The organism is Thalassolituus sp., from assembly GCF_984348125.1.
In genome coordinates this window covers 66,404-85,931 of sequence record NZ_CFHJLR010000012.1, presented here as the reverse complement: position 1 = coordinate 85,931, position 19,528 = coordinate 66,404, and the positions used below count along the sequence as shown (strand labels likewise).

16 protein-coding genes are annotated in these 19,528 nt (G+C 54.4%); 11 read left to right on the top strand and 5 right to left on the bottom strand.

What is annotated here, in order from left to right:
* Positions 1–74: 74 nt before the first annotated feature.
* Positions 75–638 carry a hypothetical protein gene (locus AC5E51_RS10175; RefSeq protein WP_488074491.1) on the top strand — a complete coding sequence of 188 codons (564 nt, stop codon included), beginning with the start codon at positions 75–77 and terminating at the stop codon, positions 636–638.
* A gap of 59 nt (positions 639–697) precedes the next feature.
* Here AC5E51_RS10175 and hemN read toward each other — a convergent pair whose 3' ends face one another.
* Positions 698–2,074, bottom strand: a complete 1,377-nt coding sequence (gene hemN, locus AC5E51_RS10170; protein WP_488074493.1) for an oxygen-independent coproporphyrinogen III oxidase — start codon at positions 2,072–2,074, stop codon at positions 698–700.
* 366 nt (positions 2,075–2,440) lie between these two features.
* Between hemN and AC5E51_RS10165 the strand changes: the two genes are divergently transcribed.
* Entirely contained in the window at positions 2,441–3,103 is a 663-nt protein-coding gene (locus AC5E51_RS10165) for a TetR/AcrR family transcriptional regulator (RefSeq protein WP_491778531.1), read from the top strand.
* Between the two features lie 31 nt (positions 3,104–3,134).
* Here the strand turns inward: AC5E51_RS10165 and AC5E51_RS10160 are convergent, their stop codons facing one another.
* On the bottom strand, positions 3,135–3,431 hold the full coding sequence (locus tag AC5E51_RS10160) for an EscU/YscU/HrcU family type III secretion system export apparatus switch protein (protein ID WP_068443640.1): 297 nt from the start codon (positions 3,429–3,431) through the stop codon (positions 3,135–3,137).
* Entirely contained in the window at positions 3,428–5,428 is a 2,001-nt protein-coding gene (fliK, locus tag AC5E51_RS10155) for a flagellar hook-length control protein FliK (protein ID WP_491778530.1), read from the bottom strand. The genes AC5E51_RS10160 and fliK overlap by 4 nt, the downstream gene beginning before the upstream one ends.
* 153 nt (positions 5,429–5,581) lie before the next feature.
* On the opposite strand from fliK, the gene ccmA reads away from it, so the two are divergent.
* From ccmA to ccmI, 9 genes are read left to right on the top strand one after another with little or no spacing between them, the layout of a single operon-like run.
* Positions 5,582–6,226 (top strand): cytochrome c biogenesis heme-transporting ATPase CcmA, encoded by a 645-nt coding sequence (ccmA, locus tag AC5E51_RS10150; protein WP_068443647.1) that lies wholly within the window; start codon positions 5,582–5,584, stop codon positions 6,224–6,226.
* Complete coding sequence (gene ccmB / locus AC5E51_RS10145) at positions 6,223–6,891, top strand: heme exporter protein CcmB (RefSeq protein ID WP_068435549.1); 669 nt, start codon at positions 6,223–6,225, stop codon at positions 6,889–6,891. Before ccmA ends, ccmB begins: the two co-directional genes overlap by 4 nt.
* 6 nt (positions 6,892–6,897) lie before the next feature.
* Positions 6,898–7,644: a heme ABC transporter permease gene (locus tag AC5E51_RS10140; protein ID WP_491222620.1), complete on the top strand. Its 747-nt coding sequence runs from the start codon at positions 6,898–6,900 to the stop codon at positions 7,642–7,644.
* Entirely contained in the window at positions 7,644–7,832 is a 189-nt protein-coding gene (gene ccmD, locus AC5E51_RS10135) for a heme exporter protein CcmD (RefSeq protein WP_068443651.1), read from the top strand. Before AC5E51_RS10140 ends, ccmD begins: the two co-directional genes overlap by 1 nt.
* The gene (gene ccmE, locus AC5E51_RS10130; RefSeq protein WP_068443654.1) at positions 7,816–8,289 is read left to right on the top strand and encodes a cytochrome c maturation protein CcmE; all 474 of its coding nucleotides are present in this window, start codon (positions 7,816–7,818) and stop codon (positions 8,287–8,289) included. Before ccmD ends, ccmE begins: the two co-directional genes overlap by 17 nt.
* Positions 8,289–10,253 (top strand): heme lyase CcmF/NrfE family subunit, encoded by a 1,965-nt coding sequence (locus AC5E51_RS10125; RefSeq protein WP_491778529.1) that lies wholly within the window; start codon positions 8,289–8,291, stop codon positions 10,251–10,253. The genes ccmE and AC5E51_RS10125 overlap by 1 nt, the downstream gene beginning before the upstream one ends.
* Entirely contained in the window at positions 10,250–10,771 is a 522-nt protein-coding gene (locus AC5E51_RS10120; RefSeq protein WP_068437540.1) for a DsbE family thiol:disulfide interchange protein, read from the top strand. Before AC5E51_RS10125 ends, AC5E51_RS10120 begins: the two co-directional genes overlap by 4 nt.
* A complete protein-coding gene (locus AC5E51_RS10115; RefSeq protein ID WP_301378145.1) occupies positions 10,768–11,232 on the top strand; it encodes a cytochrome c-type biogenesis protein in 465 nt (154 codons plus the stop codon). Before AC5E51_RS10120 ends, AC5E51_RS10115 begins: the two co-directional genes overlap by 4 nt.
* The gene (ccmI, locus tag AC5E51_RS10110; RefSeq protein ID WP_301378144.1) at positions 11,229–12,467 is read left to right on the top strand and encodes a c-type cytochrome biogenesis protein CcmI; all 1,239 of its coding nucleotides are present in this window, start codon (positions 11,229–11,231) and stop codon (positions 12,465–12,467) included. Before AC5E51_RS10115 ends, ccmI begins: the two co-directional genes overlap by 4 nt.
* Positions 12,468–12,503: 36 nt before the next feature.
* Here ccmI and AC5E51_RS10105 read toward each other — a convergent pair whose 3' ends face one another.
* Together AC5E51_RS10105 and AC5E51_RS10100 are read right to left on the bottom strand one after the other, a co-directional pair.
* Positions 12,504–13,526 (bottom strand): DUF2804 domain-containing protein, encoded by a 1,023-nt coding sequence (locus tag AC5E51_RS10105; protein WP_301378143.1) that lies wholly within the window; start codon positions 13,524–13,526, stop codon positions 12,504–12,506.
* Positions 13,527–13,644: 118 nt separating this feature from the next.
* Positions 13,645–19,506, bottom strand: a complete 5,862-nt coding sequence (locus tag AC5E51_RS10100; protein ID WP_301378142.1) for an OmpA family protein — start codon at positions 19,504–19,506, stop codon at positions 13,645–13,647.
* Between the last annotated feature and the right edge of the window lie 22 nt (positions 19,507–19,528).

Sequence of the window (19,528 nt, the reverse complement as noted above, 5' to 3'; positions counted from 1 at the left end):
GACATTTCCGTGCAGAACCTTACCTCTCGTGTGGCCTGTCAGAAAGCGGCTATCCTAAGTGCATGGAGGTAATTATGAAACCTTTGTTACAGATATTTTTATTGTTTTTCTGTGCGTCTTCACATGCTGTCCCCTATATCAGTCCGGAAGCAGCGATTGAGGTACTCAATCGTGATTACGCTGGTGAAACTTTATACTGGAAACCAGCTTCCTTGCCATTGACTCTATCGCAGTCAGATCGCAGCGCTGAGGCCAGTCAGCTGGCGGAACTCTTCGACATGGAGTTGATCGGGCGTGAGCGGAAAATTTCGACTGAGGAAATAGAAAAAGGGCGCAAGCGTGTGGTCGTTGCCTGGCGTTACTACTGGTTAGATGACGCAGTTACTGGGATGCCATACGGTACGCGGCGTGTAAAGTCTCTGGTGACGATGACGGACCCGATCGAGCGCGATGCCCGATGGTTTGTCGAAGTAAATATTCGGTGGTTTGTCGACGGTCTGGCAGACTGGATCAGCGAGCCGGTCTTCAGGCGTGCAAGACCTCTCAGGCGCGCCATGGAGTCCGAAGAAAAGCCCTTTGAAGCGACTCTGTACCTGGAGTACGTCGACCACCACTGGCGTCTGTGGCAGCCAAAGTAGCTCTGGTGCCACATAGTTCGATAATTCGATACATAGCTCTGACGGGGCGATAAAGCGATTCAGATGGCCTTAGAAAACCGCGGAGTTTCGCTGTCATCCCGGTATGCATCAAACGCCATACATACCTGACGGACCATCAGACGTCCGGCATTGGTAACACTGATGGCTTCGCTCGTGACTGTGACCAGCCCATCTTTTTCCATTTCACTCAATTGTTTTACCGAGCGATTCAGGTAAGAGCGGCTGTCGATGGCAAAGAGTGTATCCAGATCATCGAACTTAACCGTCAGATGACAGAGCAGGCTCATAATGACCGTCTTTCTGATCAGGTCGTCTGTGGTTGATGAAACTTGCCGCATCGTTGGAAGCAGCCCCTTGTTGAGTTGCTCGCCCCAGTTGCCCAGGTCTGTCTGGTTCTGGAAAAAAGAAGAGCCAATCTGACTGATGGAAGACACGCCGAAGCCGATCAGGTCACAGTTACCATGGGTGGTGTAGCCCTGAAAGTTACGGTGCAGCTTGCCTTTCTGTTGAGCAATGGCGAGTTCATCGTTCGGTAGGGCGAAGTGGTCCATGCCTATGTATTGATAGCCCGCCTGATCCAGGCTGGTGATGGCCGTACCGAAGATAGCCAGTTTCTCGGGCGCATCCGGGAGATCGGCAGAGTTAATGCGACGCTGAGGCATAAAACGCTCGGGCAAGTGAGCGTAATTAAAGATGGAGAGTCTGTCCGGGCGCATATCGATGATGCGCTCCAGTGTCTCAGCAAAGGTTGATCTGGTCTGGTGAGGTAAACCATAGATAAGATCAATATTAATAGATCGGAAGCCCAGAGTCCGGGCGTCCCGCATCACAGCCTCAATCATTTCTTCTGGCTGAACCCTGTTCACAGCAATCTGCACTCGTTCGTTCAGATCCTGAACACCGAAGCTGACGCGGTTAAAGCCGAGCTCACGTAGGGTCTTCAGGGTGTCAGGGCCCAACTCTCGAGGGTCAATTTCAATCGAGAAATCTGAGCCCTCGTTATCCTGAAGGCTGAACTTATGACGTACGTAATTCATTAGTTGTCTAAGCTGGCTATCACTCAGGTACGTTGGCGTGCCGCCCCCGAGGTGCAGTTGCTCAACCGGACGTGAGCGGTCAAGCAATGCCGCTTTCAGATCGATTTCACGGTAAAGCTCTGCCAGGTAGGCTTCTGCGCGATCTCTGTGTTTGGTCACTATTTTGTTGCAGCCACAGTAGTAACAGACGTGACGGCAGAAAGGGATATGAAAGTAGAGCGACAGTGGTTTGTCAGAATCAGCAGCCAGTGCGGAGCGCTCACAGGCATCAGACGTCGCTGGTGTAAATTCCACCGCGGTAGGATAAGAGGTGTATCTTGGCCCGGCGCGATTATAACGCTGGATCATCAATGGGTCCCAGGTGAGGTGTTGCGACATGTGCTGGCCTGTTTTTTGAATATTTGAATAAGTATTGAAGAAGTAAGTGACGATGAACGAGCAGAAGAATACGCTTGCGATCAGCCGGGCATCTTGTCCTGAATCAAATCACGGGTAGATTCAAACGTCTCTTAGTCGGTTACTGATGGATGCTGCCAACAGCCTGATGAGGAATTTGGCGGGTTTGGTCTGGTGCTGGACAGGATAGTCCCTTAAAGTGTGGGGGATTGTTGAGGTTAGGCCTCTAATGGCCTTGATTTTATCAATGATTGATCGTTTTATAGTCGCTTTCCTGACTATGTACATGAAGTGCAGCGAAAAATTCTAATAAACATGCGTACATGATTGGAGCATTTGGGGTCAGCTATGCCTAAAAAGCCGTTTACACCGGAAGAAATTGCCGCGCAGCGCGAACGAATTATGGACAGCGCGTCGCACGTGATGGCTGAGGTTGGCTTTCATCATCTGTCGATGCGAAAACTGGCATCTCAACTCGGGATGACAGCAAGCAACATCTATAACTACTTCCCTAACAAAGAATCTCTGTTCGTTTTCACCCGTCGCCGCGGTTTTGAAATGGCGTTTCAGGATATTAACGAGCAGATGAGTCAGCATCTTGACCCGCGTTCGGCACTCTATAACTTTGCCGGGCACCTGATTCAGTTTGCGCAGCGCTCACCGGGCTACTATCAGCTGATGTTCCAGCCACCCAAAATGACGCTGACAGACCCGGAAGTTGTCGATCGTGACGTGCTACTCCAGGTGGATCGTCTGGCCGAAGAATGGCAGTCGCATCTGTTAACTATGCTGGCGGACGCGGTTCCGGCGATCTCTGTTGCCTCAGAGGCACGACAGAAACAACTGGCGCTGTTTTTCGTTTCGTCCCTGCATGGACTCATTGATACTTATTACTACAAAGCCCTGCCTAAACTGCTCTCAGGCGTTGATCTGATTCCTGATGACGTTGTCGAAACACACATCGGTTGGTTGCTGGCTTCCCTCGAACATCAGGCCGAGAGCATTCACTGAGGTCCCTCAGTGCTTCGGTAACAGATCGGGTTTACTTGCTGCCTTTCGGTTGACCAGGAAGGCGGCCTTCTAAGCGATAAACGAAGGCCAGGATCTCAGCGATCACCTGATAGAGCTGTTCAGGAATTTCTTCCCCGACCTCAAGTTGCCCCAGCCAGGTGGCCAGTTCTGCATTCTCATACACCGGGACTTCGTGCGCGATGGCGACGGAAATGATAGCTTGTGCAAGATCATATTCACCGCTGGCACTGACGTGAGGGGCGTGTTCGCCATCGTAGGCCAGAGCAATGGCTTCGGTTGCGTTCAGCAGGTGCTCAGGAATCGTCATGTGTGAATATCCACCAGTGAATGTCTAATAACTGGCTGCTCGCCGGGTAATTTCCGCCCATGGCGCGCTCGCAGCTCGCCCACGTCTGCTCCGAGTAAGGTCAGGGTTTCTCGCAGTGGTCGCAATGCCTGTTGAATTTCCGACAAGGTATCTGAGGTTTCTGACCAGAAGGTCGCAGATACCGCCGGGGGACATAAGTCCAGTTCGATATCCAGCGGGCCGAGCGTTTCCAGATCAAAGTGCAGGGTGAGTTGCCAGCGCGACTGTTTCTTCTGGCCATCCTCAGGTGCGCCTTGATCGTCATCTCGTTTAAGGCACAGCAGGTCCTGCTTGATCGTGTCGTTGTCCCGCCACATCAGGGGGACCTGATACTGAGTTGTATCCTGTGTCTGCACCAGGCGAACCTGCTCGGATTCGGTCTGGGACAGGGCGGTCTGCAGTAAACGGAAGGTTTCGGGGCGCAGCCCCTCGTTGAGCGCACCTGCCAATGGATTGGTCTGGGCGCCTGATCGTGCCGCTGCCATCGTAGCGCTTCCTGCAGCGCCTTCTGACGTGGAGGCTGGGTGGTTCTGACTCCGTCCCAATATAAACAGGAGTAATCCTTTGAGGTTATCGCCGGGAATGATCGGCGAGCTTTGCAGTATTGAACTGGCGGTTGAACTGGCCGGTGAGCTACTTAGCAGAGCGGCCAGCTGGGCGGCACTTGTCTCAGAATTAGCCGGGCTGTCAGAAGACAGTTGCTTCTGCAGTGTTTCAATCGCAGAGAGCAGCGATGGCCTGGTGATCGCAGAGTTGTCGGTGCTGACGGACTGACGTAAAGACTCTGATGCGCCGCTCGCCGCGGAGCTGGCCGTTGAACTTGCCGGAGCACCAGCGTGTGCCGCGGCCTTGTTCCAGAGCGTCTTAAAAACAGAAGCGACGGTTGTCGGGGAGGATGCAGACTCACCGGACGCAGAAGCACTGCCATGCGGTGTCGCAGCAAGACGAAATAACTGGCTCTCGTAATTCAGTGGGCTATTGGATATGGCTTTGTGAAGGCCTGATGGTGAACTGAGTTGCGCCGCATCGGGCAGGTTTCTGACTAACGCCTCGGTCGGTTGCAACAGGCTGGACTGGCTATTTCTGTTAGCTCCGGCAGATGTCAGGTCATTTAACACAGCACGCAGAACGGCACTGTAGTCGGGGGTAGAGGTTGTTGCGACAGAGGGGCCTCGCAGTCCAGCACTGCCACCGACTGAATACCCGTTAGATACTGAGGCAGCCTGGGCTGGAGGCTGTCCTGATGATGTTGCTACGGATCCTGTCGGTAGTGAACTCCCTTGCGACCAGCCAGCACGCGCCATCAGTAAGGCTTTTATCGTATCCGGTAACGCTGCTGTGGAAGACGTTGCAGCGCCAGAGACGGAGGTTGGGTTCTGCTGGAGGATGGCAGAGGACGTGGTTATGCCATTGCTGGCTCTGGCGAGCTGGAGCGCGGCGGTTAATTGCAGCTGTTGCGCCATCGACTGTAACTGTGAGGCCAGTGAAGTATTCCCGGAGGCCTGAGCGGTAGGGTTAGCCGATGTCTGTGACACCTGACTCTGTGGAAGTTTAATGTCTGTAATTACGACACTGGGCGGTGTTTGTTCGGTCACTCGCAATGATACTTCGGCGCCTACCGGTAAGGGATGCGAGCTCTGAAGGTTCAGCGACTTCCCTTGAGAGGTGACTGTGATCTGCCAGTTATTTGGGCTTGAGGCGTTTCTGTCGCGTGGGCCGTTTTCTCTGACGTTATTCTTCGCGCTATCAGTGACGTCAGCGCTCGTCTGGCGACCGGATGTTGGGGGCTCAGGAGTACGCCGACTCGCTGTCACTGTGGCTGAAAACTCGACGTCTGATTTCGCGGAAGGGCCCGACGAAGCAGCTGACGATGAGCGCGCAGAAGAAGCCCCTGACGTTTCGCTGCGTACAGCCTTTGTCAGCGCGCTCTGTATCAGGGGCATATCAGGTGTTTTCATAGTTCACCTTATCGGCGCAGATTGACAAATCTTTATTGCGCTGGCTCAGCGTTGTCGTTGGCTTTTTCGGTATAATGCGTGCGCCAGATTTATTGATGACTCGCTGGCGCTTCACTTATTTGGCCATAGTATGGCCCGGAAATCGAGGTTCTGATGACGCCACAGCAGGGCGCCCAGCAAACATTACTCAGCGCGAGCGAACTCTATTGCGAGCGTGATGACCGTGTCCTTTTCGAAGGGCTGTCGCTGAGTATCTCAGATGGTGAGCTGATCCAGCTGGCAGGTCCTAATGGTGCCGGTAAAACGACGTTACTGAGGTTGCTGGCCGGGCTGAACCGCGATTTCAATGGGCAACTGCTCTGGCACAATGCGCCTATGACGACGGTGTACTCTGAGTATGCCCATCACCGCTTGTATATGGGACATCTGTCCGCGGTAAAAAAATCCCTGACCGCACTCGAGAATCTACGTTGGTTGACCGCGCAGGATAAAGCATCGGAAGAGGAACTCTGGGACGCTCTCGAACAGGTCGCGTTGGCGGGTTACGAGCATACTCCCTGCCTGCAACTCTCGGCCGGTCAGCAACGCCGTGTTGCGCTCGCACGTTTAAAAGTCAGCAAGGCCCCACTCTGGATATTGGACGAACCTTTTACCGCTCTGGATAAGGACGGTGTTTCATGGCTTGAGCGCGAACTGCAGTCTCACGTATCGAACGGTGGTGCTGTGATCATCACCAGCCATCACGCGCTGGAGGGTATTCCGGGATTACGCCGGATAGAGCTCGGAGGTGTCGCATGAGCCTGGTTCGGGCTACGGTTCGTCGAGACCTCTTGCTGGCTGCCAGAAACCCTGGTGAGTGGGCAAACCCGCTGATGTTTTTCCTGATGGTCGCGGCTTTGTTTCCGATGGCGGTCGACCCGAATCCTGAGTTTCTCTCAAAAATCGCGGGCGGCGTGATCTGGGTAGCCGCCTTGTTGGCGACGCTGTTGTCGTTAGACTCCCTGTATCGTGCGGACGTTGAAGACGGTTCACTGGAGCAATGGCTGGCATCGGGTGAATCTCTGTATGCGATGTCGCTTGGAAAAGCCTTGGTGCACTGGTGCATCAGCGGCCTGCCTCTGACTCTGATGTCGCCTTTATTAGGTGTGATGCTGCATCTGCCGGAGCACGCCTATTTCGCCTTGTTTATCAGTCTGGCAGTGGGTACTCCGGTTTTGAGTCTGCTGGGCGCCGTCGGGGCCGCGCTGACTGCCAGTCTGAGAAGCGGCGGCCTGTTACTGACGCTGTTGATTCTGCCTCTGTACGTCCCTGTGCTGATCTTTGCAGCCAGTGCGGTTTATCACGCCGGGATCGGAATGGCTTACAATGGCCAGGTTGCTATGTTGGGGGCCATGTTAGCGCTGGCTCTCGCATTAACCCCTTTTGCTGCTGGTGCAGCCTTAAAACTGAATTTATCGCGGTAACTGAATATGTGGCAGTGGCTTGTACGACTCTATCATCGACTCGGATCACCTAAGTGGTTCTATGAAATGACCGAGCGCTGGATCTTCTGGCTAGCGTTAGCGGCAGGTGGCTCGGCGATTGTCGGTCTGGTGCTTGGTTTGTTGTACGCGCCTGCAGATTATCAGCAAGGCGATAGCTTCAGAATTATCTACATCCATGTACCTGCGGCTCTGTTGGCTCAGAGTGCCTATATGATGATGGCGGTTGCCGGTGCGGTGTATCTGATCTGGCGCATGAAAATGGCGGCATGGGTGGCGAAGGTGATTGCGCCTGTCGGTGCGGCATTCTGCCTGATCGCGCTGTTGACGGGGGCTATCTGGGGTAAACCGACCTGGGGCACCTGGTGGGTCTGGGATGCGCGCCTGACGTCTATGTTGATGCTGCTGTTTCTTTACTTCGGCGTGATGGCGCTGCAGCAGGCGATGGATTCAGAGGAAGCGTCATACAAGGCGGGCGCTATTCTCGCGCTGGTCGGTCTGGTGAATATTCCGATAATTAAGTATTCGGTGGAGTGGTGGAACACGCTGCATCAGCCAGCCACCCTCAAGTTGACCGAGAAACCGTCCATGCACCCGGATATGCTCTGGCCATTGCTGATCATGATTGTCAGTACTTATCTGTTTTTCGCACTGGTTGTCATTTTGCGTACACGTAACGAAATCCTCTGGCATGAGCGTAAACGCCAGTGGGTTCGAAAGATTCTGGAGTCCTGATGGAATTTTCTTCGTTAGCTGAATTTATCGCGATGGGAAAGCACGGCTTTTATGTCTGGCTTTCGTACGGACTGACCGCCGTGATCATCGCCTTTGTTGTGATGCAGCCGATTCTGCATCGCCGTCGTTTACTGAAAGAGCAGGCCCAGCGTCTGCGTCGGGAGAAGCGTAATGCACCCTCAGCGTAAAAAACGTCTGCATCTGATTCTGTTTCTGGTTCTGGCTGTAGCATCTGCGGTCGGGCTGGCCATGTATTCACTGTCACAGAACATCAATCTGTTTCAGACGCCGACTCAGATTGCTAACGGTGAAGTGCCTCCGGGTCGCACGATTCGTGCGGGTGGTCTGGTCGTTGAAGGAAGCGTTGAACGTGATCAGCAGGGGCTTGGGGTTACCTTCCGTGTGACCGATGGTCAGTCTGAAGTGCCTGTTTTCTATGACGGTATCCTGCCGGACCTGTTCCGTGAAGGTCAGGGGATTGTGGCCTTGGGCGAGGTGAACACAGAAGGATTGTTTGTCGCTTCAGAAGTCCTGGCGAAACACGATGAAAATTACATGCCGCCTGAAGTTCAGGCAGCGCTGGAGCAAGCCCATCAGGACGGTAAAGCTCAGATGGAAGCGGCGGCCAAGGAGGCAAGCTACTGATGCTGAATACCGCAATGCTTCATCTGCCGGAGATCGGGCAGTTTGCACTGATACTGGCCTTCATTATGGCCGTCCTGCAGGTCATCGTTCCACTGTTCGGTGTGAACCGTGGACAGCTCTGGTTGATGGGCTATGCGCGCCCACTGGCCGTCGGTCAGGCGCTGTTTCTGGTGATCAGTCTGGTATTACTGGCGACCAGTTTCGTGATGGATGATTTTTCGGTTGCTTACGTGGCCGCTAACAGCAATAGCCTGCTGCCTACGCCTTATAAAATCAGTGCCGTCTGGGGGGCTCACGAGGGCTCGCTGCTGCTGTGGGTCACTATGCTGGGCCTGTGGGGCGTGGCCGTTGCTTTACTCAGTCGCTCACTGCCATTGGATATGGTTGCGCGTGTGCTGTCGATCATGGGGATGGTATCGGTTGGCTTTATCCTGTTTACCCTGGAAACCTCCAACCCCTTTGCGCGTATTCTGCCAAGCCCGCCGCAGGACGGTGCTGACCTGAATCCGCTGCTGCAGGATTTTGGTCTGATCGTACACCCACCGACACTGTATATGGGCTATGTGGGTCTGTCGGTTGCGTTCGCTTTCGCACTCGCAGCACTTATGAGCGGCCGCCTTGATGCTGCCTGGGCACGCTGGTCACGCCCATGGACCACGGCTGCCTGGATCTTTCTGACCGTCGGTATTGCTCTGGGAAGCTGGTGGGCGTACTACGAACTCGGCTGGGGCGGCTGGTGGTTCTGGGACCCGGTAGAGAATGCATCGCTTATGCCCTGGCTGGTAGCAACGGCGTTACTGCACTCTCTTGCTGTGACAGAAAAGCGTGGTCTGTTTAAAAGCTGGACGGTGCTGCTTGCGATTTTTGCCTTCTCTCTGAGTCTGTTGGGGACTTTTCTGGTGCGTTCTGGCGTTCTTACGTCGGTGCATGCATTCGCATCCGACCCGGAGCGGGGCGTATTCATTCTTGCCTTGTTAGGGATATGTGTTGGCGGCTCCTTGCTGCTTTACGCGCTCAAGGCGCCGACCGTCGCCTCGGTGGGGCGGTATGACGTTGTCTCGCGGGAGACCGCACTGCTGGTCAACAACCTGTTGCTGGTGGTGATGGCTCTGGCGGTACTGACCGGCACACTGTACCCGCTGGTGTACGATTTTATGGGGCTGGGTAAGCTGTCGGTAGGCGCGGCCTGGTTCAATACCATGTTTGTTCCTTTGACCGTGGCGCTGGCGCTATTGATGGGCGTGGGTGCTATGACCCGCTGGAAGTCCGATCGTGTCAGTCGACTCGGCGGCCAGCTTTGGATCGCAGGCGTTCTGGCCATCGTGTTCGCGATTGTTGTGGCGCTGCTGCTGTCTGAGGCTGTGAACGGCAGTGTGGTTCTTGGGCTGGGTATCTCTTTCTGGCTGATCTTTGCAACCTGTGCCGATGTGTGGAAAAAATCGAGAGGCCGTTTAGGCAAAATACCTTCACTCGGTGTGAGTTATCTGGGCATGGTGATCGCTCACGTGGGTGTTGCTGTGACGATTATCGGCGTCACTATGGTGTCCAATTACAGCATCGATAAATCGGTGCGCATGGTACCGGGGCAGGTAGAAACTCTGGGTGATTATCAGTTCGAATTTACTGAAGCCGGAACGATAGATGGGCCTAACTACACATCGCAAGCGACGCGTTTCAACCTCTATAAAGAAGGTAAGAATATTGAAGTGCTGACTGCGGAAAAGCGCCGTTATCACGCCCGAGGCAGCGTTATGACCGAGGCTGCGATAGACGTCACTCTGTTCCGTGATGTTTACATCTCTATGGGTGAAGCCCTGGAAGGTGACGCCTGGGGGATGCGTCTACAGGTTAAACCTTACATGCGTTGGGTATGGCTGGGCGCTATCTTTATGTCGCTCGGTGGCTTTATGGCCGTGCTGGATAAGCGTTACCGCCGTCGTCAGAAAAAGGAGAAGCTGGCATGAACCGTCTGCTGCTATTTATCCCGCTGGTCATCTTCGCTCTGATGGGGTTGGTCTTCTGGGTTGGCCTGGGTATCGAAGATAAAACCAGTCTGCCGTCACCGCTTATCGGTAAGCCATTTCCGGAATTCGAGCTGGGTGTCGTCGAAGACGGCAGAACCCTGACAACGAAAGATCTGCAGGGGCAACCGGCCCTGGTGAATGTGTGGGCAACCTGGTGCCCGACATGCAAAGCCGAGCACGCCTTTCTGAATGAGCTGGCAGAGCAGGGCATCCGCATCATCGGAATTAATTACAAGGATGATGTGATGAAAGCACGGGACTGGCTCAAGGCTTACGGCAATCCCTATGCATACAACCTGTCTGATCCTCAGGGAAAGCTTGGCCTCGAGCTGGGCGTGTATGGCGCTCCTGAAACCTTTCTGATTGATTCAGAAGGCATTATCCGCGGTAAGCACATTGGCGACCTGAACCCTGTGGTCTGGGAATCTCTGGGTAAACAATTCGGAGAGATGCAATGAAACACTGTCTTTGGTTGTTGTGCCTGATTGCATTGCCTTCATGGTCGGTGATTGATGGGCACAAGTATCTGTTTCAGGACCCGGAAGATGCAGCACGGTTTGAGCAGCTTGCAGAAGATCTGCGTTGCCCTAAGTGTCAGAACCAGAACCTGGCCGATTCCAATGCGCCGGTCGCTGCGGATCTCCGGGACAAGGTGTATGAGCTGATGCAGGAAGGTAAGTCTGACGATGAAGTCGTGACTTATCTGGTTGATCGCTACGGTGATTTCGTTCGTTATAAGCCACCATTCCGGTTGGATACTCTGCTGTTGTGGGGAGGCCCTGCGCTTCTTTTGCTCTCCGGAATTCTGCTGCTGGCGCTGTTGCGACGTCAGCAGGCTCAGCCCGTTGCCGAGTTGTCTGCGGAAGAGCGGGCCCGCCTCGAAGCGTTGAAATCCAGTCTCGATGAGGAAAACAAATGATTACTGGTCTGATCGGCCTGTTGGTTGTACTTCTGCTGGTGCTGTTATACCCAGCCATTCGAAATGCTCAGGCTGAAGCGGCAACCCCCGGTAAACTACAGGCTCAGGAAAACCTGAGACTCTATAAAGAGCGGGTAGCTGACGTCGAGGCGATGGACATCAGTGAAGACGACCGTAAGGCTATGATGCTTGAGCTGGACCGGGAGCTGCTGGCTGCTGCGGACAAAGCGGCAGGATTTCACACCGGGCCGGGTAAGGCTGCGCGTTTTGCCTTCACATCATTTCTGATTCTTCTGTCTCTTGCGGCGACCTACTCACTGTACATGAGCTGGGGGGCTGGCAACGAAGTCCGGGCGACACAGCTACTGGAATACTCGGCAACGTCAGAGCTATCTGAAACCGAATACAAAGAATTGGAGAAGCGACTTGATTCTGCCGGTGCTCGTGACCCCGAGAATCTGGAGTGGGCGTTTCTGAGAGGGCGGCTACTGGAAGCAGAAGCACGTTTTGCCGAAGCGGCAGAAGCCTACGAAAATCTGCTGACCAAGCTTCCGGATGAACAGGTGCAGGACCGGGCGGCCATCATGACGTCAATGGTTCAGGCGCGCTTCTTCTCGACTGGGCAGCAGGCTACGGATGAGCTCTACAATACCCTGAAAGAAGCGCTGGCACTGGCGCCAGGGCAGCGTAAACCGCTGGGTTTAGCCGGGATCATGGCTTATGAGCTGGGTAATTATCAGCAAGCCATCGAACACTGGAAGGCTCTCTGGATACAGTTGCCGGAAGGCAGTATGGAAGCCCGAACCATTGCTAATGGTATTGGTCGCGCTGCTGAAGTCTTGGAAGAGCAGGGCACTCGTGTTGACCTGAGCTGGATGGTCCCTGCGCGAGTTGAAGTGTCCGTTGCGCTGGCAGACGACGTTCGTCAGCAGGTGCCAGTCAATGCGACCGTATTTGTTCTGGCGCGTAAGCTGGATGGGCCGCCGATGCCACTCGCAGTTCAGCGTCTTGTGGTTTCCCAGTTGCCGACCACGGTCGTGCTGGATAACTCGATGGCGATGGCAGCAGGCGCCAGTATTGGTGACGTTGATGAGGTGACCATTACTGCCCGAGTTTCTCTATCCGGCCAGCCAATGGCTCAGGCGGGAGACTGGCAGGGGCAGGTCTTTAATGTTCCGACCAGAGGCTCTGAGGCCATTCAGGTGACTATCTCAGAGCAGGTCAGCGGCGAATAACAAAGCCACAAAGCCAGATAGAACAAGCAAAGATCATTACCAGCGCGCGTAATGGTCTTCGGCCAGTCCCCAGAGATTGTCGATATGGATGGTCTCGTGGGGAAGGTCGATCTCACCGCTGTATCTGCCCAGGTACTGGCGGAAGTTACTGGCGGCGATGAGGGCGTTCGTGTGATCGTGATAATTCACTACCGGATCGAAGTGGAGACGTACGCTGTTGTCGTGTGATGTGACTGACCAGCCAGAGTCTGTATCTTCTCGGTTAAACTGAAAATGGACGCCGGGCATGACCGTCGGTACCCCATCTATCCATAGCGTATTTTCACTGAAGCCAGTTTCGTTCACGCCAGCAGACAGGTTCAGCCCGATCTTACGTTGATCGTTCAGGCGCCCGGAAATACTGGCCCAGTTCCAGCTGGTTTCATGGCGCATGTAGCCACCTGTCCAGTCGACACCGGCCAGTGCCCGAAGTGATTCGAGATTATAGGTGCGACCTTGCCACTGCACTTCACCCTGACACACCCGAGCATTGCTTTTCTGGGTATATGTCCAGCCACTGAAGCCGGTGCGGGTACAGACCGACATCGGGAGGTAATGCGTGCTCTCATCGATACTGGCCCGAATACTGGTGCCATCGGCCATACTGACGCGCACCTGTCGCACGCCGGGTCGGTTACTGGCTTTTATGGTCAGTCGGTTGCGGCCTTTTACGAAGCTGACGATGTCCTGATTAGGTTGCTGCCCGAAACGAAGTCCACGACGGAAGGGGCGCGTGAACCGATATTCTTTCCAGCGTTCTGCTGACTGATCATACAAATACAGAAAGGCATGACTGGCGAAACGAAGGCGCACAATAGCCAGACCGATGAACAAAGGATCTGCAGAAATAGAAACAAACTGGAACTGATTAAAGTGCTGGTCGCGCTTTTTCGGCAGGATTGGCTTTCCCATCGGGGTGCGCAGCTTGTAGTCGCGAAAATTTATATCGCTGACAGGGGTGTCAAAGCGCCCAAAAAGAGGTTGTCCATGTTCATCAATCAGGCGGTCACGCGGCGTCATCATCTTTCCTGTAGCTGTTTACGCATGCGGCTATTAAAACAGAAAAGATGGCCTGATTAGAGGTGTCTTATGAGACCTGCGTCACACCCATTGAAGTCCCTGACGGGTGTGAGGCGTATTAACGGAAGGCGGCGCGCATGGCTGCCAGAGAATCCTGGTCGGCTTTGAAGCGCAGTTTCAGGTAGACACCCTGTGCGGTGAAGTTCGCGGCAGAGAAGTCGCTGTCGATGAAGCCCGTGAAGTTATAGCCCACGCCAACCCAGGTGTTAGTGGCTGGAATAAAGCCAACGGAGAGGCCTGCGCCGTGGCTTACCTGGCCTGCTTCGTAGGCGTGTAGACGGCGACCATGGGCACCGACATCCCAGCGGTCTGTCAGGTGGTGGCGCCATTCTGCGGCCATGAAATCGGTGGTCGAGGCGTAATTATCGCCATCGTATTGGTTAAGAACACGCTTGATGCCATATTGCCCAGCGAGCTGATCGCGGCCGGTAATCATCCAGTTCAGGTGCGCATTGTTAATCAGTTTGCGGGTACGGTCAGGGGCACCGATACCGCCGATGGTGTCCTGAACCCAGCGCGTCTGCCACAGCAATGCATACGGGTTTACGCGAGGGCGCAGGGCCAGATCAAAACGCAGGTCGAGTTGGTTTGCGTAGTACTCAGTGCCTGATTCATTGAACCAGTCGACGCTGCCGCCCGCCGCCAGCGCATCGTTCAGCGGATGATACAGATTACTGCGTGCTACCCACTTATCGAGGGTCGTGCCGTTGCGGTATTCGAGGCGGTTGTTCCACTGCCACTGCTCGGTTCTGAACGCCGAGCCTGCGTGGACTGCGTGGAAGTTTTCTGTGGTGGCATCTTCCACCGGCACGCTGTTCTCAAGGTCTTTGGATTGCTCAAAGCCAGCGCTCAGGCTCCAATTATCGTTGAGTAGGAAGTCCTGAGTTAAGCCAGATACAGCAAAGAGACGGTAGTTATCATCGACTTCAACCTGTTCAATGCTTTGTTCTGCGCGTGCGCCGGCCCAAGGCGTCGCGCGAATACCCATAATAGAACGCTCCGGCGCATCATCGCTGAACCCGGTTTCGTGCTCGGCGAAAATACTGTAATTGCGTGAAATCTGGTAATCAGCGCCAAGCAGCATACGATCGTAAGCATCTGAGCGTTCAGAGATATTTGTCAGAAGCTGGCTGCTCAGGGTCAGTCTATTATTCAGGACGCGCTGGCTATAGCCCAGGCTCAGCTGATCGGTATACAAGGTGTTATCCAGACTCTCCTGCTGAGCTGCAATCAAGCCCAAAGAAACCTGTTGGTTGTCGCTCAGGCGGTGAATCCAGTCGGTCTGAGCCTGATAGCTATCGAAGCCTGTGGTCAGACCCAGACGGTGGAAGGTCATGACCTGCAGGCGGTTATCATCATTGATGTACCAGTTACCTTCGATACCTTCTTTGCGGAAGTCATTTTCGCCGACGGATGTCTGGTCCAGACCAAAGCCATCTTCCTGTTCGCGGATATACGCACGGGCATCAAATTTATCGTCGCGGTGAGAGACTTCAACCAGATGAGCGTTCGCAGTATCAGTGTTACCGGAAACCACTTCTTCAGATTGAGCAATCTCGGCTTTGACTTCGGTTTTACCGAGTTTGAGCGTCGCGTCAGCAGCGCGCAGATGACGGTCGTCTCCGCTCTGGTTCTGCGTAATCGTCGTCACGCCGGCACGAACCTTATCGTCAAGCAGCTTTACGCCTGCGCGACCACCGGCGATGTAGCCCAGGTCTCCGTCTGATTCGACTTCGTATTCGACAACGATGTACTGAGGGTTAAAGCTGTCATCGGTGCTGGCGACTGGCCCTTTGAAGTAGAGCGTGCCGTCAGAGTAATCGATTACGTAATCGACGTTACGGGTCAGGGTGGTGGTCGACAGAATGTTCTCACTGCGGTAACGGTCACGGACGATCAGGCGAACCTGCTCGCTGTTGAGTACCAGCTGCTGATTTTTCAGGCGATACAGACCAGAAGTACCATCCCCCTGAATCTCCTCACGCATAAAGCCCTGATCCGTCTGGCTGACGAAACCGGAGAATTCAGCAATGTCGCCCTGATACACGGTCTGGATACCGGTCAGTTTACGACTGTAGCGGCCAAGCTCCGTGACGGTCAGGTTGGTGTCGATATCACCAAATACTGTGTAGAAACGCTCTTTTTCAACCCGGACATACAGTTTACGGGCTGAGCTGGCATCGAGTTGCTGCTGGCTGGCGTCACCGTAGAGGGTGTAATACCGGTCTGGCTCAATGAGGCGCGCGAAAGGCTCGGCGTCTTCTTTGCCCGAGTCGTACGCTGCAGTGACCAGCCACTCGCCCAGAACCTGACCCTGAGCGAAGAAGGCCAGACGCCCGTCGTGGTAAATGTTGTCATCAACCCCGGCGGCTTTCATTGAGTCACTGTTGCCACCATTGGCGTTATAGCCGACGGCCAGATCACCCAGACCCACAAAGATCCATTCACGTTCTTTTGGCTTCAGCCAGGCGCGGATTTCGTCGGTCTGACCATTGCTGTGCTTGAAGCGCATGACCACCTCTCCCGAGCGGAAAGTCGGGGCCAGACGAATATGTGCAATACCATCCTGACCAACCTGATAGGCAGGTTTCTGCATGTCGGTCAGCGGACTGATCTCTTGTTCGCGTTGTTCACTATAGAGAGTGTATGGCTCAAGGATTTCGACCTGACCCTGAACGTTAGCGCGAATCGGGAAGCCTTCTTTGTCAGTCAGGCGCACGGCTACGACAGGTGGATTAATACCGTCGGCGACCAGCATGCTTTCGTCTTTTATAAACTCGGCCTTGGCTGGCGCTTCGGCAAAGTGCACGGTTTTCTTGATACGTTTGACGACACGACCGGCCGTATCCATCACTGTCACTTCGAAATGGTTAGGGCCAGACATCAGGTCAACACCACGCCATTGGCTGATCACCAGATCGCGGGTTTTACTACTGGTGTTGCCGTCGAAGTTCAGGGCACTCACAGGTTTACCGTTCAACGTCAGTGTGGCGCGTTGTTTCTTGGAATGAGATACCGCAATCTTGGTTGAGCTGATTGATGGGCTGCGATCCAGAGGTGGCCAGATCCACTGAGCTTCATCCGGCGCGGTACGGAACCAGTTTTCGTCATATTCAGGGATGGCCATTTCGGATGGCAGGCGTGCTGGATTACCTGCTGCTGTGGCTAATAGGCCGGTAAGTCCGGGAATCAGGGATTGTACTTTAGCGACCTGAACATCACTGCCAGCACTCGCCAGATCAACCACTGCATCAGCGTTGAGGACTTTCACTTCAACACGTCGGTTCTGTGCGCGGCCTTCGGCGGTTCGGTTTGAAGCAACAGGTTCAGAAGGCCCTCGCCCCTCAGCGATGATTTGTGAGCGTGGAATACCCAGTTCATTGGCGAGGAAATCCGCGACCGAGTCAGCACGCGCTTCAGACAGCACCTGGTTATTGGCAAAGATATGCTGCACGCGGCTGGAAATCCGTGAGCTGTCGGTGTGGCCAATCACTTTGAGTTCGAGGTTGCCGAGACCATCCAGTGCTTCAATCACATTCACCAGGTTCAGCTTATCTTCTTCCGTCAGAATGTCTGAGAAGTTGGCAAACTTTGGCGGTACGACAGGTTTCACGTTTTCTTCTTTCGGCGGCAGCACCAGCTTGATTGAGGTGCTGACCGGCTGAATCTGTTGCGGAGACTGAGCATCTGCCTGGAAGCGGGTGACCGCACGAGTGATGAGTTCACCCATGGGAGCGCGGTCACTGATGTACGCATTGAACTCAATGACGTTCTGCCATTCTTCAGGTTTGTCGTTCAGACGGTAAACGAGAGTACCGTAAGTGACCGTCGGGTCTTCAATCGCCCGGCCATCCAGTGTGCTTGAGCCAGTTTCGTATACAAGGCCCTCTGGTAGCGAAATCATGCCTGTCACATTCTGCAGGGGCAGGCCGTTGCCATCCAGTGTAAAGCGGTAACGTACCTTATGGTCAACCGGTGATGCGTATGGACGCTCGTTTATTTCTTCCGCTGTGAATGGCAGCAGAGCGTGGTCAAGTTGTTGGCGAATTTCGCCGACTTCCGGTTCGCGCATCTTCAGGAAGAAATCAACGCGCCAGAAGCTACCCGGCTGCACATCAACGAACTGGCTGTAGCTGCGACCAGCGTGGAAGCCGCGCTGCGGACACTCCATCAGTTCCATGTATGGCGGGATGGTGGCCGTGTCCATCTGCACAACGTGGGTGCCCGGAGTGACGTCTTCGATGTGCCATTCGCCATTTTCATCTGACACGACATAGGTGCCGTCTTCCATAAACAGGCGGATATCCGGGACACCGTCGACCGAGGCCTGGTTGCCTTCACAATCATCAAGGTAAATACGACCGAACAGGCGGGCCGTATCTTTGAAGAATTCATCGCGGATAATGACCTTAGCGCTGGCATCGTTTGCGACCAGTACATCGTCGTTCAGAGATACCCGGTTGACCACTTCACCTTTCGCCAGTGCTGTGACCTGCGCAACATAGGTCAGTTGCAGTCGCTCGAAGGCCTGGATGGTGGCAATGGGCAGGGTCAGGGTGCGACCGTCACGACTGAGGTCGAAGTCGACTTTCTCGTTGTTCAGGCGGGCAGAGCCTTCCATGTAGCGAAGACCGGCGGGCAGCTGGTCGACAAGAGTGACGTCGCTAGCATCAACTTCGTTGTTAACGAGGTTAATGGTGAACTTGAGGCTGTCGCCAATGCCGGCTTCATTGTAATCAGACTGCTTGCTCAGCAGCAGGCTGTTATCCAGCGGGTCAGCACCGATATCTGTGCGGAATACCTGATTGTTAACGCTGAACGTTTCGCCGCGCGAAATGCCTGTGACATCAAACGGGCCGTTGAGCGTATCGCGCAGGGTCTCGTCATCAATTTCCGAAGGCACCCGGAAGGTGGCCGGGCCTTCGATTTCAAGGAAGTAGTTACCGTCTTCAACGTACGGGAACCAGAACTGACCGGCAGCAAACTCGGGTTTCACCGCAGTGGCCTGTACACTGCCAGCCTGCATTCTACTGGCCTGAAGATTACCCGCCGGACCGCTGACAACCGTAACAGGGTAGGGCGTTACACCGTCTTCGTAGAATACCTTGTCAGTTGCTGGTAGTCCGGTATCTGCATTCATCAGAGTTACGCTGACACCGTTCACCGGGCTGCCATCGCTGGAGCTGAATACTCGGGACACCGGATTAAACAGAGTCTGAGCAGCAACGCTGTCGGCAGGGTCGGTCGGGTCGGTATAGCTTACCGAAAGCTCTGTGCCTGTCTTCACCGAAATAATACCGTCGTAGGGCTGTGTGCCCTGATTGGTATCCTGGCTCGGCAGGACGGCAGCGAAAATACCTGTATTATCGCCGGTTTCAAAAAGGGTCAGTTGTTCGGTATCACTGCCGCCTGGTGTTGTGATAGTCACAACTATGGTGTCCGGACGGGCGGGATTCAGGTTCTTGTCCTGATCTTCAACAATGATGATGACCGGCTCACCTGCACGGTAACCGAATTCATCATCCGAAATATTTACGGTGGCCGGGAAGTTAATGGTGTTGCCATTTTCATCTTCAAAGCCGGTATACGGAGTAAAGTTACCCTGCCCATCGCCATAGTCGGTGCCATTGAGAGTTAATGGCGTGCCGTCGTCATCAATATGAGCAAGACGGATATTGGCTGGGGTAGGAACCACAGGACCCGGATTTACTTCCTGAGTCGTCAGGCTGGCCGAGTCACTGCGGGTAAAGCTTTCTGCGTTGACAGAATAGGTCGCGATAACCGTGTTAGTGATCTCTGTTCCGGTTGGCGTCACTGCCGCCTGCGCGGAGTGTGCCAGCAACACAGACAACAGGACGCCCAGAGCGTGCTTGGCGCTCCGGTGCAGTCGGGTTGTCAGTGTCGGGAACAGAGATCTCATTAACATTTTCTGTCAGTTAACC